Here is a 14,715-nt window from a genome sequence, read left to right as displayed (position 1 = left end):
TTACTTTGATGTTAGGTACGCCTGCGGTGAGTACAGGCCTTACTTTGATGTTAGGAACACCTGCGGTGAGTACAGGCTTTACCTTGATGTTAGGTACGCCAGCAGTGAGTACAGGCTTTACTTTTATGTTAGGAACACCAGCTGTTTGTAGGTCAAATGCTAGGTAGTTGCTATCGAAATTATCTATTGACGTGTGACTAGAAGCCATAACTGGAAGTGAACATGCAAATGCAACTGAAGCAACTAATCCATTAATTATCTTTTTCATCTTAACCTTCTCAAAGTATCATTTTTTTGACTATTGAGAAGGTTGTTGCAGATGTTGTGCCAATGTTTACATGATTGAGTTATTGCGCTTTATTTAGTGACACCGCCTTTAATGGTTTAGCATTTGTATCATTGTGCAGAAGGTTAGTGAACTCATGTTCGGTTACTGCTTTACTATAAATATAACCTTGGATCTCTTCGCATTTAAGTGCTCGTAAAATACTCAGCTGAGATGTTTCTTCCACGCCTTCACCAACCACTGAAAGCCCCATGTTATGGGCGATAGTGATAATTGAATCGACCATTTTTAAATCGCGATCGGATTTATCGATATCGTCAACGAATGCTTTATCAATCTTAAGCGTATGGATTGGAAAACGCTTTAAATATGACAGCGAAGAGTAACCGGTACCAAAGTCATCGAGGGCTAAACTCACCCCCATTTTAGATAGTTGTTGCATCACTTTTATCGCTTTTTCCGGCTCACGTATTACCGTTCCTTCGGTTATTTCAAGCTCTAAGTTTGCTGCAGGCAGCTGAGTTAATCGCAACACCGATTCAATGCGTTGTTGAAGATCGGGAAGAGCAAACTGTTTTGAGGACAAATTAACAGCTACACGGCCATTAAACAAACCTTGCGAGCGCCATTTCTGCGCGGCAAAACAGGCTTTTTTTAGCACTATATCGCCGATCTCAACAATGAGCCCGTTCTCTTCAGCCAACGGGATAAAGCTATTAGGCGGAATTAAGCCATGTTCTGGATGATTTAAGCGAACGAGTGCTTCCATGCCAGCCATATTACCGGTTTTTAAGTCAATTTTAGGTTGGTAGTACACTTCAAAAAGGTCATCTTTTATGCCTTCTCGGATCAGGTTTTCCACCTCTAATTGTCTAATGGCATTTTTGTTGAGTGATTCTGAATAGAACTGGTAGCGATTACCGCCAGCTGATTTAGCGTGGTACATAGCAATGTCGGCTTTACGTAACAGGGCCTGCTCATTTTGATCATCTTCAGGATATAAAACGATGCCGATACTTACCCCTACCACAACTTTTTCAGCGGACAGTTGAAAAGCGGTTTCAAAGGCATGGATTACCGTTTTTGCAATAACAGCACTAACACCAATATCAGGGTTTTTGTCTATTAAAATTGCAAATTCATCACCACCTAAACGGTAGATACTGGTGTGATGAGGCACAGCGGCTTGAATTCGTTCAGAAACAAGAATAAGTAACTCATCGCCGACTTGGTGACCCAGAGAATCGTTAATTTTCTTAAAATTATCGAGATCTAAAACCATCAAGGTATGGTGAGAGTCTCTTTTCACCAAGTTACCGAGTGTCACCATAAGGTTAGAACGGTTGGGCAGGTTAGTCAGCAGGTCGTTATTGGTGAGCTTCCTTAGCTCCTCCTCTTGCTGCTTACGGCGACTGACATCAGAGAAAATACCAACATAGTGGGACAATTCGCCTTGGTCATCGTAAATAGCATCAATCGTTAGCTCCATGAGGAAGCTAGTGCCATTGCCTCGAGCTGATTCGACTTCATTACTCCACCGACCTTGCTGCTTTAATATGGAGCGGATCTGCTCTGAGTAACTATCTGGATATAAGTCAAAATTAAATTGGGTACCTATAAAATCTTTTTTAGCTAGCATTGAAAGATCACAGCAAGCTTCATTCACCTCTACAAAACAGAACTCGTTATCTAAAATAAACATACCTTCAGAGATATTTTGAATCGCCCGCTCAAATAGTCTCAGTTGCTCTTCAGCTTGTTTAAAATTACTAATATTCTTAATCGTACCTGTCATACGCAGCGCATTGTCGTTTTCATCACGCTCTACAATTTTTGCACGATCTAATATCCACACCCAATCGTCAGACTTGCCTTTAACGCGATACGCTGCTTCAAAATGGTCAGTCTCGCCATAGAAATGCTTATTCAAGGCATCACGTACTCGAATTTGATCCATAGGATGAATATTACTCTCTTCACCCTCTTGACCTGAGCGTTGGCCATCTCTTGGGAATTCTAACGAGCCCCAAATATTTGAGCGATAAATTTGGCCTGTTTCAATGTCCCAATCCCACATCTCATCGCCGCTACCCCATAGTGACAGTTTCAGCCTCTCTTCACTTTCTGCAATCTTTTTTTGAATCTCTCTACGCTTAAAAGAGACTTTGATTATAGTGACTGATACCAATAAAGTTAGTATGAAATAGATTACTTTTGCATAGATAGATAACCACCATGGTGGAGTAATCTCAATACTTAGAGTTTTCTCTTTCCCTGCTAACCCTGTTACAGGATCTATTGCACGAATTACAAATTCATATTCATCCGGCGACAAGTTGGTATAGGTAGCTGAATTTATTCCTTCCGAGTTTATTTGTGCATCAGAAAGCCCATGCATTTGATAGACATAGTTAATGTTCTTAAGTGGGCTTTTAGGACTATTGAATGTAAGTGTAAATGGATAGTCAGAATATTTAAGGCTAATTTTTCTTGTTTTGTTTATTTGGTTTGTAAGGATGTTACCATTTGAATTTTCTGGGATATTAAAAACTAATAATTCACTTAAGTTTACAGTGGGTGGAGTATGACGGTATAAGTAGTTATTCAATCTATCTATAGATAGGAGGCTGATTCCACTAATCCCACCTAAGTAAATGTTGTTATTTTTCTTATATATTGATTGCGCATTATACTCTTCCTGGACTCCTTGCTCTTTGTTTAAAATATACCGTTGGTTATTACCTTTGTCTTCGATAAATAATTCATTGGTGGATGAGGCAATGATATACTTCTCACTCTGAGATATTGAAAATATCGGCTTTTCATTACTATACAGCTCGACTATAGTTTTCTCTTTAGCTTTGTACTCATTTAGACCATTACCAGTACCAAATAATATTCTTTCTCCAAAAGTATCAATGCTAATAACTAATTGTTTAGTATATATAGAAGAGACAGAATTATCTTGTAATTTAAATAGTCCACCTTGGCTAGCGATTAAAATCGTGCCGTCATGTTCTTTTATATCAAAAATAGGGTTGCTTTCATCAATCAAATACTCTTTTGAGAAACCTGTCTCAATAAAGTATTGAAAAATGGAGCCAGAAGTTGAACCTACAAAAAGGCTACCGCCATCTTTTGATGCTTTAACGATAAATAGAGGAGTATCCAAAATAGAAGCCACCTCTTCTGTTTTAGTATCTATCTCAATAAGGCCTTCGCCACTGGCAATATAAATTTTTTCATCAATTTGTACGGCAGATTTGGGTCCCTTTATATATGAGTTATACTCTTTAATGTTATGTAGGTTAGCATCTAACACTCTTATGCTCTGGTCATCGGCAGCCACAATTAATTCTGAAGCATCGCCGGGAGAGATCGACCAGACATTACCTCCTTCAACAACTCTAGTTTGAGTCAAGTTGCCGTTATCATCGATAATAATGAATCCAGTATTTTGGTTAAGTACAAATGTTTTTGTTTTTCCTCTAATGATTTGTGGATGAGCCAAGTTTTTTTCTGAAATTTGCAACTTGCCTATAAAAATAGGGTTATGTATATCACTAAGGTTGAAAATTTCACTTTTTATGAGCCCAAAATCTTTTTCTGACTTTTCTGTAACACTTAGATATGACTTTGAATCTATTTTTATCAAGGATTCATTCTTATAGATAAATGTTCCCGAGTTTTTAAATATAATAAGTTCTTCGTTTATTACTTTTATAGCGTTAGTGTTATCTGCAATTAGTCTTGTTTGTCCATCAAACTTATACACATTTCCTGAATAGTTTCTGGCAAACATGTTTTTTTTGAAAAATAGAATGTTTTTTACTGTGCCGAAATCCCCATGATATTTATTTTTGAGAGACAACATATTGTTACTGAGTTCATTTATGATATATATGGCATTTTCTGTACCAATGAAAAGATTATTCTGATGTTCATGTATGGTCCAAACTGCCTCATTTAACTCAAATCCAAGTGCTTTAGATGAGGTTATTTTATCTTGCAAAGGATCATAAACAGATAGGCCTTTATCAGTGCCGATAAACATTGATCCGCTTTGACTGATGTAAAGGCTTCGGATAAATGCACTTGCTAATTCGTTTCTTTCTGAAGGGAAGTAGTGCCGAAAATGTTTACCGTCGTAGCGATTTAGGCCATTGAGAGTGCCAACCCAAACATAGCCATCATCGTCTTCGACTATTGAGGTTAAGTTACTCTGGGAGAGCCCTTCTGGTACGCCTAACGAAACAGCATTTAGCGTAAATGCTAAAGAGGACTGAAGCGGGACAAAAGAGATGAGCAAAAAAAGTACAATTTTTAGTAATGTCTTAGGCATATTTATAATTTTATTTTTAGTCAATGTCATAAGGCAACAGTGGATAATACTCACTTTTTCAGAAAGTGAAGTCATTGTCAAAAACCTTCGTGTATTTTGTAGCTAATTATCATTATCAGTGTCCTTTCAGTATGATATCTGTCCGTTTAGCTTGTTTTTATTGCTTTTTGATCCTTTAAGTTCCGGATAACGAAGTGGCTCGGCTTTATCTATGTAACAAGTTACCACTGAAATTATAGTCGTTAGTAATCAAATTGTTCTGCTTTAAGTTTGAAGGCTCTAAGATCTAAAATCATATTGTTGGACTTTAGTGGCGTTTGGTCTTGATGAGACTCTCCGGTGCTAAACAACACCAGTCTGTCACAGTGCTTAGTACGCATTTTATTCATAATGAATTTGATTAAATCAGAACGTGTTAACGTTTCAATTTGCGCGACCACTTTTTCACGTTGGTTAAACTGAAAATCTTTATTACCTATGCTTGACCAATAGCGCTGACTGCGCGTTTTAAGGTTTGAGTCATGCTCCATAACTTGGTTTATTAGACCTGTTTTGGTCGCTTCCCATTGCTCGTTGGTTATTTGTAAAATGGCGTAGGTAAAATCTGCGATAAACTCGTCAATGGCCTCGAGCAAAACCTGTGGACCCGTGCTAGGTGATTGGATATAGAAAATGATACCAGGATAGCGATTAAGCGGTAGGTATCCTGTTCCTACCATATAACCTAACTGTCTTTGGGTTCTCAACTCATGGAAAAAGGTTGAAGACATAGTGTGATTCAACAGGCTTAACACTGCCATGTTATCAGGAGTCGCGGTATCAGATTGGTAATAGACGATAATACTACTGTCTTGGTGCTCTACTGGGATCTCTCTTAACAAGGTACCTTTATTAGTGAGATCAATTAGCTCTCTCGAAGACTCTGCACTTGGAGAGCTTACTAGCGATAAGATTTTATCAAGTTTAATACCTAGGACTTTTGCTTCACTCTCCAACCAGTCACCGTAAACCAAGCCCTCTAGATGCACCTTCTCATAAAAACTTTTGACATGGGCATGCAGATCTTCAAGGGTTATCTCTTCTAGAAATTCGGCCATACGGGCTGGTTCAAAGCTGCGTTTTTGCAATGTGACAGTCAGGCTAGTAAAGAGTTGGGATATTGGCTTTGCTTGAGTATGGTTATACCAACTGCGTAATATTTGTCTTTTAATTAATTCGAAACGACTTTGGGTAAAGTTTCGTTCGCGTGCTTTTTCAATCACAAGAGATAACAGCGCTTGTTGCTTGCCGGTGAATCCGGTTAAGTGAAGCGTTATTCCACCTTGATGGGGATAAATATTGTAACTAAGCCCGGCAACTTCAGCCTGATAGGTGAACTCGGTCAGGTAATCGAGCAGCATCTCAACGTATAGTCTTGTTAGTGCAGCATGTTTTGGCGAGGCGGCTGCTTGGGCTGAGTCCAATGACAGATACAAATGCCCTTTAGGGACATTAAACTCATCATCTTTTTTATGCCAAATCCGATACCCATCCTCTTGAGCAACGACTTGGGGGACAGAGCCATTACTTTTCTCCGCTCTGGCAACGCAATGATCAATAATGAATGGATTTGCTGCTGGCAGCGTTAACTCTGGGCGTATATTGGGTGCTGACCAACGCGCTAAGTCATCAGCTTGTATAGGCCGTATTTGGTAGGGAGAGTGATACCAAGCAGCTTGTTTGTCAGTATCAAGCTCTGGAGCAATAAGCTGTAATCGCATATTGCTTGGGTTCATTAGTGCCAAAAGTTGCTTTGTTTCGGCAACGTCGAGGCCATCCATACGATAGTCACCATAGACAACATCTTCAATATCGTAGTGGTGCATGTTTATGCTTAAATGGCTCGCTAAATCTAAGGCTTTTACCTGTTCTTGGTATTGGAAGGCAACTTTGAGTAACGCAGCTCTTTCATCGTAACGCCAGTGTTCAAGGCCATTTTCTTTAATCAAGGCAATATATTCAAAAGCACAGTCGATTACGTGTTTAAGGTTGTTTAAACCTCGGTCTGTCAATTGAATACTAATATTGTAATCTTTGAAATTGTAGCCATTAACCCCGCCACCTGCAGACAAGTTATTTGCAAGACCTTTTTCCTTCAGGTAAGAGAGTAAACTGCCTTTTCCTTCGTAGCCCAGAAGATGGCTAATAAAGGTCAATGGTTTGTGTTTGTAGAAAGCCTCAAGGGCAGGTAGAGCAAATGTAATCGCAATTCGTCTTTGCTCTTTCAGCGGGACGATATTGATTCTTGTTTGTAATTGCTCGGTTAGATAAATAGGCGTATCAGGATATTGTACTGCTAATTCACGATGTTCTATTTGGCCAAAATAGCGCGTAGCGAGCTTAGCCAATTCATCTAGTTTGCTTGGTGCAACAATGCACAACGTCATTTTGTTAGCACTGTATTTCTCTTTATAAAAAGCGATCAACTCTGCTCTTAAACCTGATTCATCACCTGCTAATGTTTCTAAATTGCCGACAGAGAACTTTGAAAATGGGTGAGCAGGATTGACGGTCTCTTTTTGCACTTGGTAGACACGACGAATATCGTCCTTTAGCTTCATGCTAAATTCTGACTCTATGGCATGTCGTTCTCGCTCTACCAGCGCGACGTCGAACAAAGGCGCGACGAAAAACTGACTGAACCTGTCCAATGATTCTTCAAATTGCGCTGCGTTAATACTATAAAAAAAGTTGGTGTGTTCAGTGCCTGTCCAGGCGTTATTACTGCCGCCATGTTGGTTAATAAAAGCGGAGTACTCACCTGCTTGAGGAAACTTCTCTGTCCCAAGAAAAAGCATATGTTCAAGAAAGTGTGCCATACCTGGGCGAGAGATAGGATCGTCGAAATGACCTACCGCTACGGCCATTGATGCAGCGGCTTCGGTTGATTGACTATCTTCGACTAGCAGTACCGATAACCCATTATCTAAGGTTAAGCTGCGATACTTGCGGTGGTCATTTGGACTGGTGATAACTTTTTTATTTGTTGGCAAAAGTATTGCTCCAATGGATCAAACAGCACAAACCTAGATAATTACTTTAGTAATCTCTTACAGATAAAGCACGAATAAAACCTAATTCCCATCAAGTAGCTGCATCACTTCTTAGTGCCAAAGCACGTATTGAGAGGCGTTCAAGTTTGCTGTAATAACTTAACTTGCCATCATTTTTACTTATCTTCAAATACAAGCTGGCCAAACAGCAAATAAAGCTTTCTGTTTGGCTAAATATGGGGCAATTTTAGCTGGATGGTCACTCTGGCGGCTAACAATGTTATTTATCCTAAAGCGCGACTATGTGCTATTCGACTAATGATTAACAAAAAACGGTATGTTGCTGTCAATATTCAGACTACAATTAGCCAATAAGAACAAAAATTGGGAGTAGCCACGAAGTATGCAGCTATTTTTAATGCGTCATGGTGAAGCAGGTTTTAATGCACACTCAGATAGAGAACGCACATTAACTGACTTAGGCCGCCAGGACACCGGCTTGATGAGTAATTGGTTAGGTCAGAGCGTTACTGAATTTGATCTAGTTTTGGTGAGCCCATATTTACGCGCACAACAAAGTTGGCAAGAGGTACAGAAGCACTTTCCAAAGCCTAGAAAATGGCTAACGCTTGATGAACTTGTTCCGGCGGGTGATCCTGCGACTGTTGCCGATACTATTGTTGCCTATGCTGAACACTATGAGGCCAATAATGTACTGGTTTTAGCGCATATGCCGTTATTGGGTTATCTAGTGAGTGAATTGGTTCCTGGTATTGAGCCACCACTGTTTGCGACTTCAGGTACGAGTCTGATCTCAAAGAGTGGCAATAATAGCTCAATAGAGTGGCAGTATGCACCGCATATGATTGGTTAATAATGCTTTAATTTATTGCTAAAAAAATGAGTCCAAATGGACTCATTTTTTATGTTTTTAAAATCTCTGGGTTCATCGACGATAGGGAAGGTCACCGATATCGATGAGCACCAGTAAGGCTGCATCGCCACCCCATTCCTTAGTCGCTTGATGGAATGCTTTTACATGGGGATGTTGTGCTAGCCACATCGGAATATTCTGCTTTAAAATCCCAGTCCCATGTCCATGCATAATACAACAACAGTGACTTTGCTGTTTTACACAGGCTTGGATCAGTGCAGCAAGCTCTAGCTTTGCTTCTGATTGCCGCATGCCGTGCAGATCTAATAGAAGATCTGGAGCGTAATCGCCTCGTCGCAGACGCTTAACCTCAAAGCTATCAACATCATCTCTTGCCCATTTCATTGGACCATTTTCTGGCAGCAAAGGTTGATAAGTATCGGAAAAGAAACTGTCAGCGTGCAGCTGTTGCTCTTTTTCTTCAATGACTTTGCGATCTTTAGGCGCAGTTTTGAAGTGGCGTTTGTTTTGCTCCAAAGGTTTCATGCCCTTTGTCAGCTCGGCAAATAGTGCCAATTCATCTTTATCTGTTTTTTTATTCATAAGGGTATTTTATTGAATCCGATGCCATATGAATAGAGTTCAGTTACAATGAGTCGGAATAAAAACGTTGGAGTGAATTTTGGATAAGATTTTTGTTGATGAAGCCGTTAATGAATTAAGAACTATCGGTGATATGTTGCGCTGGGGTGTCAGTCGTTTTAATGATGCAAATATATACTACGGCCATGGTACTGACAATGCTTGGGATGAAGCCATCGCATTGGTATTTCATGCATTACACCTGCCAGAACAGCTTGGCCAACAAGTCATTCACTCTAACTTGACGATCAGTGAAAAACACAAAATCGTTGAGTTGATCATTCGCCGAGTAAGGGAGCGTTTACCCGTTCCGTATCTTACCAATAAGGCGATGTTTGCCGGTTTAGAGTTTTATGTTGATGAAAGAGTGCTGGTTCCTCGTTCACCAATCGCAGAGCTGATCGCTAACCGTTTTAGCCCTTGGTTATATAATAAGCAAGTTAATCGCGTTATGGATCTGTGTACTGGTAGTGGCTGTATTGCCATTGCGTGTGCTTATGAGTTTGAAGATGCGGAAGTCGATGCATTGGATATCAGCGATGATGCTCTAGAAGTCGCGCAGATAAATATTGAGACGCTGGGCGTCATGGATAGAGTCTTCCCGATGGAGTCGGATCTATTTTCTGCGATTCCAAAAGGTCCGCAGTACGATTTGATTGTATCAAATCCACCGTATGTTGATGCTGAAGATATCGGCGATATGCCTGATGAGTATCATCATGAGCCTGAAATAGGTTTAGCATCTGGCCGTGACGGCTTGGATTTAACTAAACGTATTCTAGCGAATGCAGCGGATTACCTAACAGAAGATGGCTTGTTGGTGGTTGAAGTGGGTAACTCTATGGTGCATATCATTGAGCAATTCCCTGATGTGCCATTTACTTGGGCTAGCTTTGAAAATGGTGGTGATGGGGTGTTTATCCTTACACGCGACCAACTAGTTGAGAATGAATCACTATTTGTTATCTACAAAGATAGTGAATAATAGCGGTTAGCCACTTAGCTTAATGAGGCTGCTATAAGTGAGTACCTACTTCTTTAGTGGAGTAGGTACTAATCTAATTATGAAAATTGAGGTGTAGAAAACGGATGTCGGGAAATAGTATTGGACAAAATTTTGTCGTCACTACATTTGGTGAGAGCCACGGAGTCGCCTTAGGTTGTATTATTGATGGTTGTCCTCCAGGTGTTGAGTTAAGTGAAGCAGATATGCAACACGATCTAGATCGCCGCCGACCAGGAACCTCTCGATATACTACTGCTCGTCGTGAACCCGATGAAGTGCGCATCTTATCTGGTGTGTTTGAAGGACAAACAACCGGTACTTCAATTGGGCTTTTGATTGAAAATACCGATCAACGCAGTAAAGATTACTCAAACATTAAAGATCTGTTCCGTCCTGGTCATGCTGACTACACCTATCAGCAAAAGTATGGCGTGAGAGATTATCGTGGCGGTGGTCGCTCATCGGCGCGTGAAACGGCTATGCGAGTGGCTGCAGGCGCAGTTGCTAAAAAGTATTTGAAACAAGTTCATGGTGTAGAGATTAATGCCTACCTGTCTCAGCTTGGGCCAATCAAAGCTGAAGCTGTTGATTTCGAAGAGATAGAGAAAAATGCATTTTTCTTCCCTGACGCGTCAAAGCTAGAAGCTTTAGATGAGTACATGCGTGACCTTAAAAAAAGTGGCGATTCAATCGGTGCCAAAGTGACCGTAGTCGCAACGGGTGTACCCGTTGGTTTAGGCGAGCCTGTTTTTGATCGATTAGATGCAGAAGTTGCCCATGCTTTAATGGGGATTAATGCGGTAAAAGGCGTTGAAATTGGTGATGGTTTTGAAGTGGTCAACCAAAAAGGTTCTGAGCACCGTGATTTGATGTCACCAGAAGGCTTTGCTTCCAATCATGCTGGCGGCATACTCGGTGGGATCTCATCAGGTCAACCAATCGTTGCCCATATCGCAATGAAACCAACGTCAAGCATTAGCGTACCTGGCGAAAGTATGACGGCACAAGGCGACTCAGCTGAAGTGGTCACCAAAGGCAGACACGACCCATGCGTAGGCATTCGTGCTGTACCCATTGCAGAAGCAATGTTAGCGATAGTATTAATGGATCATTTACTACGTCACCGTGCACAAAATATGGATGTGAATAGCAGTACACCAGTTATCGGAATGCGTTAATGTTTCAGCCCAAAAACACAGAGCAGCAATTACGCTGGCTCTGTGCTTGTTATTTTTTCTTCTTTTCTATTCTTGGCGTCATGGTGCCTTACTTAGGCGTATTTTTTGATAGCCGTGGTTTTAATGCCCAAGAGATCGGTTTTTTACTGGCCATTTTAATGGGAACTCGCATCATTGCACCTAATCTATGGGCTATTGTGGCTGATAGAACGGGTATGCGTGCAGAACTCATTAAGATCGGTGCCGGCGCTGCTGCGGTCTCTTACCTAAGCTTTTTCTATGATGGCAGCTTGACGTATCTCGCAATCAGTCTTGCCGTTTATACCTTTTTTTGGAACGCTATTTTGGCGCAACTAGAGGTTATTACCTTAGAAACCCTCGGCGAAAACGCGACACGTTATGGCGCTATTCGTAGCTGGGGCAGTGTTGGATACATCGTTCTGGTGGTTGGTGGCGGTTTTGCTATTGGCCATTGGGGGCCTCAAATTCTCCCCTATATAGGCATGGCACTCTTTATCGGTATGTTAGCTAGTGCATTGCCGCTGCCGGCAAACAGAGCAAAGATAGAGAAAGAGGTAAAACGTCAACCAATCACATTTAATAAAGCGGTTATTTGGTTTCTAATTTCAGCCATGTTGCTGCAGATGAGTGCAGGTCCTTTTTATGGTTTCTTTGTTTTATACCTGAAACAGGCGGGTTATACCGAAGCAGTTGCGGGGATATTCGTCGCCTTGGGTGTGGTTGCTGAAATCATCATGTTTATGTATGCCCCCAAGCTACTTGGCCGCTTTGGCGTAAAGTTGTTACTGTTTATTAGTATCGCACTGACTGCCGTGCGTTGGTTGTTGCTTGCTTTTGGGGTAGACAGTTTATTGTGGCTAAGTTTGAGCCAAGTATTGCATGCTTTCACCTTCGGGCTAACACACGCCGCGTCGATTCAGTTTGTACATAAGCATTTTGATATAAGCCGACGTAGCCAAGGACAAGCGCTTTATGCCAGCCTTAGTTTTGGTGTTGGCGGTGCATTAGGTACTTGGTTATGCGGTATTATTTGGGGAGACGGCTCTGGTGCGGTGACGACTTGGGTCTTTGCTGCGTTTTGTGCTGTTCTGTCAATGGTTGCTGTATTGTTTATCCCGTCATCAAAACGTGATGTTAGTGGTGAAGTGAGCGCGGCGTAATATGTGTTTTACTATGATAATTTGGCTTTAAATGGAGTTTGTCAAAGTGAGTAAGTTTCGTCTTGGTTTGATTATTAACCCACTTGCAGGGTTAGGTGGCAGCGTAGGTTTAAAAGGCAGTGATGGTGTTGCAGACATTGCGTTAGCGAAAGGAGCTGAGCCGAAATCTCATCTGCGAATGGAGCAAGCTTTAAACGTTGTTTTACCTTATCAAGACCGAATAGAGGTGATAACGGCTTCTGGTGATATGGGAGAAACACTAGCGCGAAAAATGGGCTTCAATGTTCGCGTCGTCTACCAAGCACCGACTGATACCGCTGCGCAAGATACTCAGGCTGTTGTTGCTGAACTACTGAATGAAACATTAGATCTATTATTGTTTGCAGGTGGTGATGGTACTGCACGAGATATTTACGCGATTGCTGACGATAACATACCAGTACTTGGTGTGCCTGCAGGAGTGAAAATCCATTCAGGTGTTTATGGGATCACTCCACATGCATCAGGCGTGGTGCTGAAAATGCTGCTAGAAGGTGAGTTAGTGAGTTTGATGAGCGCTGACGTGATGGATATCGACGAAGCCGCATTTAGAACGGGAGTCGTTAAAGCTAAGCGCTTTGGCGAAATGTTGGTACCTGCAGAGCCGCGCTATGTGCAAGCTGTGAAAATGGGCGGCAAGGAAACCGATGAGTTAGTACTTGCAGATATTGCTGCTGAGGCTATTGAGTTAATGGAAGATGAGCTCGTTGTAATAGGCTCTGGTAGCACGGTTGCTGCAGTCATGGAAGAGCTTGGTCTAGACAATACTCTACTCGGTGTCGATCTCATTCAACAGCAGCAACTTCTAGCCAGTGATCTGTCGGCTGAAGAGTTGCTCAAACTCACCGAAAACCAGTCGGTTAAGCTATTCATAACCCTTATTGGTGGACAAGGCCATATATTGGGTCGAGGTAATCAACAGTTATCACCACAACTCATAAGACGAGTAGGCAAAAACAATATTGTTATTTTAGCGACAAAAACAAAGCTAAAAGCACTTGAAGGACGGCCACTAATTGTGGATAGTGGCGACCCTGAATTAGATAAAGAGCTAACGGGTTATTATAAAGTGGTAACTGGCTATCACGATTATGTGATGTATCAAGTGGCCAATCCCGATTTAGCCTAGTTAATACGGCGGGATTAGTTGTATCGAATGCCGTTAATTATTACCTATTGGAATAAGCCCAATAGTTTGAGATTGTGGAGCACTCAATGATAGAGAAGTATGAGCAAACCCTTCAAGATTGGATAGAAAGCATTGTTGCTGAAGGCGACGATGATGCCCTATTTGCCAGTGGATACCTACAAGGACACTTTGCGGTAGTGCTATCGAAACTTGAGAATGAAACTGATCAAGGTACTCAAGCGTTAGCATTGCAGATGGTTGAATGTTTAGCGCTTGCTAGAGAAGAGCTTGATGACAATGACTATGCGCTTGTTAATGATGCTTGGTCACAGTTGAGCAGTAAGTTGGCGGCTTGAGCCAACCATGTTTGAGTTATTAAGTTTATGAGTATTCAGCGATTTAGCGCTATAGGGTTATTAAACCCTAAAAGCCCTACTAATGTCGGCGGCATTATGCGCGCAGCGGGTTGTTATCGTGCGGATGCGGTTTTTTATACTGGCAAGCGTTATCCATTAGCCGCGAGCAATGGTAATGCGCAGTACAATACCGATACTAAAGCGGCGAGCGAGCAGATCCCACTGACTGGCGTTGAGTCTCTTGTTGATGCCATTGCTGCTGATGTGACTGTTGTTTGTGTCGATCTGGTAGAAGGAGCTATTCCACTACCTGAGTTTGAACATCCAGACAAAGCGATATATATTTTTGGTCCAGAAGACGGCACTATCAGTCAACAAGTGATTAATCGCGCCGATGCTGTTGTATATGTGCCGACAGTGGGTTGTATGAACTTAGCAGCATCGGTTAACGTTTTACTTTATGACAGGCTGGCTAAATCAGCAGCTACAGTGACCGGAGATGAGTTGATCCGTACTAGTCGTGATACCAATAATCGAGTCAGAGTAAAACGCTAGTCCAGAAAGTTGTTAACCTAATTGAGCCACAGCTAAGACTGTGGCTTTTTTGTAGGTTTAATTTACTGTACTAATTGCTTATACCAATTGCATTA

10 protein-coding genes and 1 pseudogene are annotated in these 14,715 nt (G+C 41.5%); 7 read left to right on the top strand and 4 right to left on the bottom strand.

Features of this window, described 5'->3' with window-relative positions; all coding sequences use genetic code 11:
• The 3 genes and pseudogenes from AB4238_RS12730 to AB4238_RS12720 form a co-directional block, all read right to left on the bottom strand.
• Window positions 1-268 (bottom strand): annotated as a pseudogene (locus tag AB4238_RS12730) (hypothetical protein); the annotation flags it as partial.
• Window positions 269-347: 79 nt separating this feature from the next.
• A complete protein-coding gene (locus tag AB4238_RS12725) occupies window positions 348-4,628 on the bottom strand; it encodes an EAL domain-containing protein (RefSeq protein ID WP_372033771.1) in 4,281 nt (1,426 codons plus the stop codon).
• A gap of 242 nt (window positions 4,629-4,870) precedes the next feature.
• The gene (locus AB4238_RS12720; protein ID WP_372033770.1) at window positions 4,871-7,660 is read right to left on the bottom strand and encodes an insulinase family protein; all 2,790 of its coding nucleotides are present in this window, start codon (window positions 7,658-7,660) and stop codon (window positions 4,871-4,873) included.
• 403 nt (window positions 7,661-8,063) lie between these two features.
• On the opposite strand from AB4238_RS12720, the gene sixA reads away from it, so the two are divergent.
• Window positions 8,064-8,534 carry a phosphohistidine phosphatase SixA gene (sixA, locus tag AB4238_RS12715; RefSeq protein WP_372033769.1) on the top strand — a complete coding sequence of 157 codons (471 nt, stop codon included), beginning with the start codon at window positions 8,064-8,066 and terminating at the stop codon, window positions 8,532-8,534.
• A 72-nt stretch (window positions 8,535-8,606) separates the two neighbouring features.
• Here the strand turns inward: sixA and smrB are convergent, their stop codons facing one another.
• A complete protein-coding gene (gene smrB, locus AB4238_RS12710; protein ID WP_371995508.1) occupies window positions 8,607-9,137 on the bottom strand; it encodes an endonuclease SmrB in 531 nt (176 codons plus the stop codon).
• 79 nt (window positions 9,138-9,216) lie between these two features.
• Between smrB and prmB the strand changes: the two genes are divergently transcribed.
• The 6 genes from prmB (at window position 9,217) to AB4238_RS12680 (ending at window position 14,620) form a co-directional block, all read left to right on the top strand.
• Window positions 9,217-10,161, top strand: a complete 945-nt coding sequence (gene prmB, locus AB4238_RS12705; RefSeq protein WP_220737600.1) for a 50S ribosomal protein L3 N(5)-glutamine methyltransferase — start codon at window positions 9,217-9,219, stop codon at window positions 10,159-10,161.
• Between the two features lie 104 nt (window positions 10,162-10,265).
• A complete protein-coding gene (aroC, locus tag AB4238_RS12700) occupies window positions 10,266-11,360 on the top strand; it encodes a chorismate synthase (RefSeq protein WP_372033768.1) in 1,095 nt (364 codons plus the stop codon).
• The gene (locus tag AB4238_RS12695; RefSeq protein WP_372033767.1) at window positions 11,360-12,541 is read left to right on the top strand and encodes an MFS transporter; all 1,182 of its coding nucleotides are present in this window, start codon (window positions 11,360-11,362) and stop codon (window positions 12,539-12,541) included. The genes aroC and AB4238_RS12695 overlap by 1 nt, the downstream gene beginning before the upstream one ends.
• Before the next feature lie 46 nt (window positions 12,542-12,587).
• Window positions 12,588-13,709, top strand: a complete 1,122-nt coding sequence (locus AB4238_RS12690; RefSeq protein ID WP_372033766.1) for an ATP-NAD kinase family protein — start codon at window positions 12,588-12,590, stop codon at window positions 13,707-13,709.
• A gap of 86 nt (window positions 13,710-13,795) precedes the next feature.
• Window positions 13,796-14,065: a YfcL family protein gene (locus tag AB4238_RS12685; protein ID WP_372033765.1), complete on the top strand. Its 270-nt coding sequence runs from the start codon at window positions 13,796-13,798 to the stop codon at window positions 14,063-14,065.
• A 27-nt stretch (window positions 14,066-14,092) separates the two neighbouring features.
• Window positions 14,093-14,620: an RNA methyltransferase gene (locus AB4238_RS12680; RefSeq protein WP_371995513.1), complete on the top strand. Its 528-nt coding sequence runs from the start codon at window positions 14,093-14,095 to the stop codon at window positions 14,618-14,620.
• The last annotated feature ends 95 nt before the right edge of the window (window positions 14,621-14,715 follow it).

The organism is Shewanella sp. 10N.286.45.A1 (assembly GCF_041470405.1).
Classification (GTDB): domain Bacteria; phylum Pseudomonadota; class Gammaproteobacteria; order Enterobacterales; family Shewanellaceae; genus Shewanella.
The sequence above is the reverse complement of the archived record's forward strand: the minus strand, read 5'-3'. Positions and strand labels throughout refer to the sequence as shown.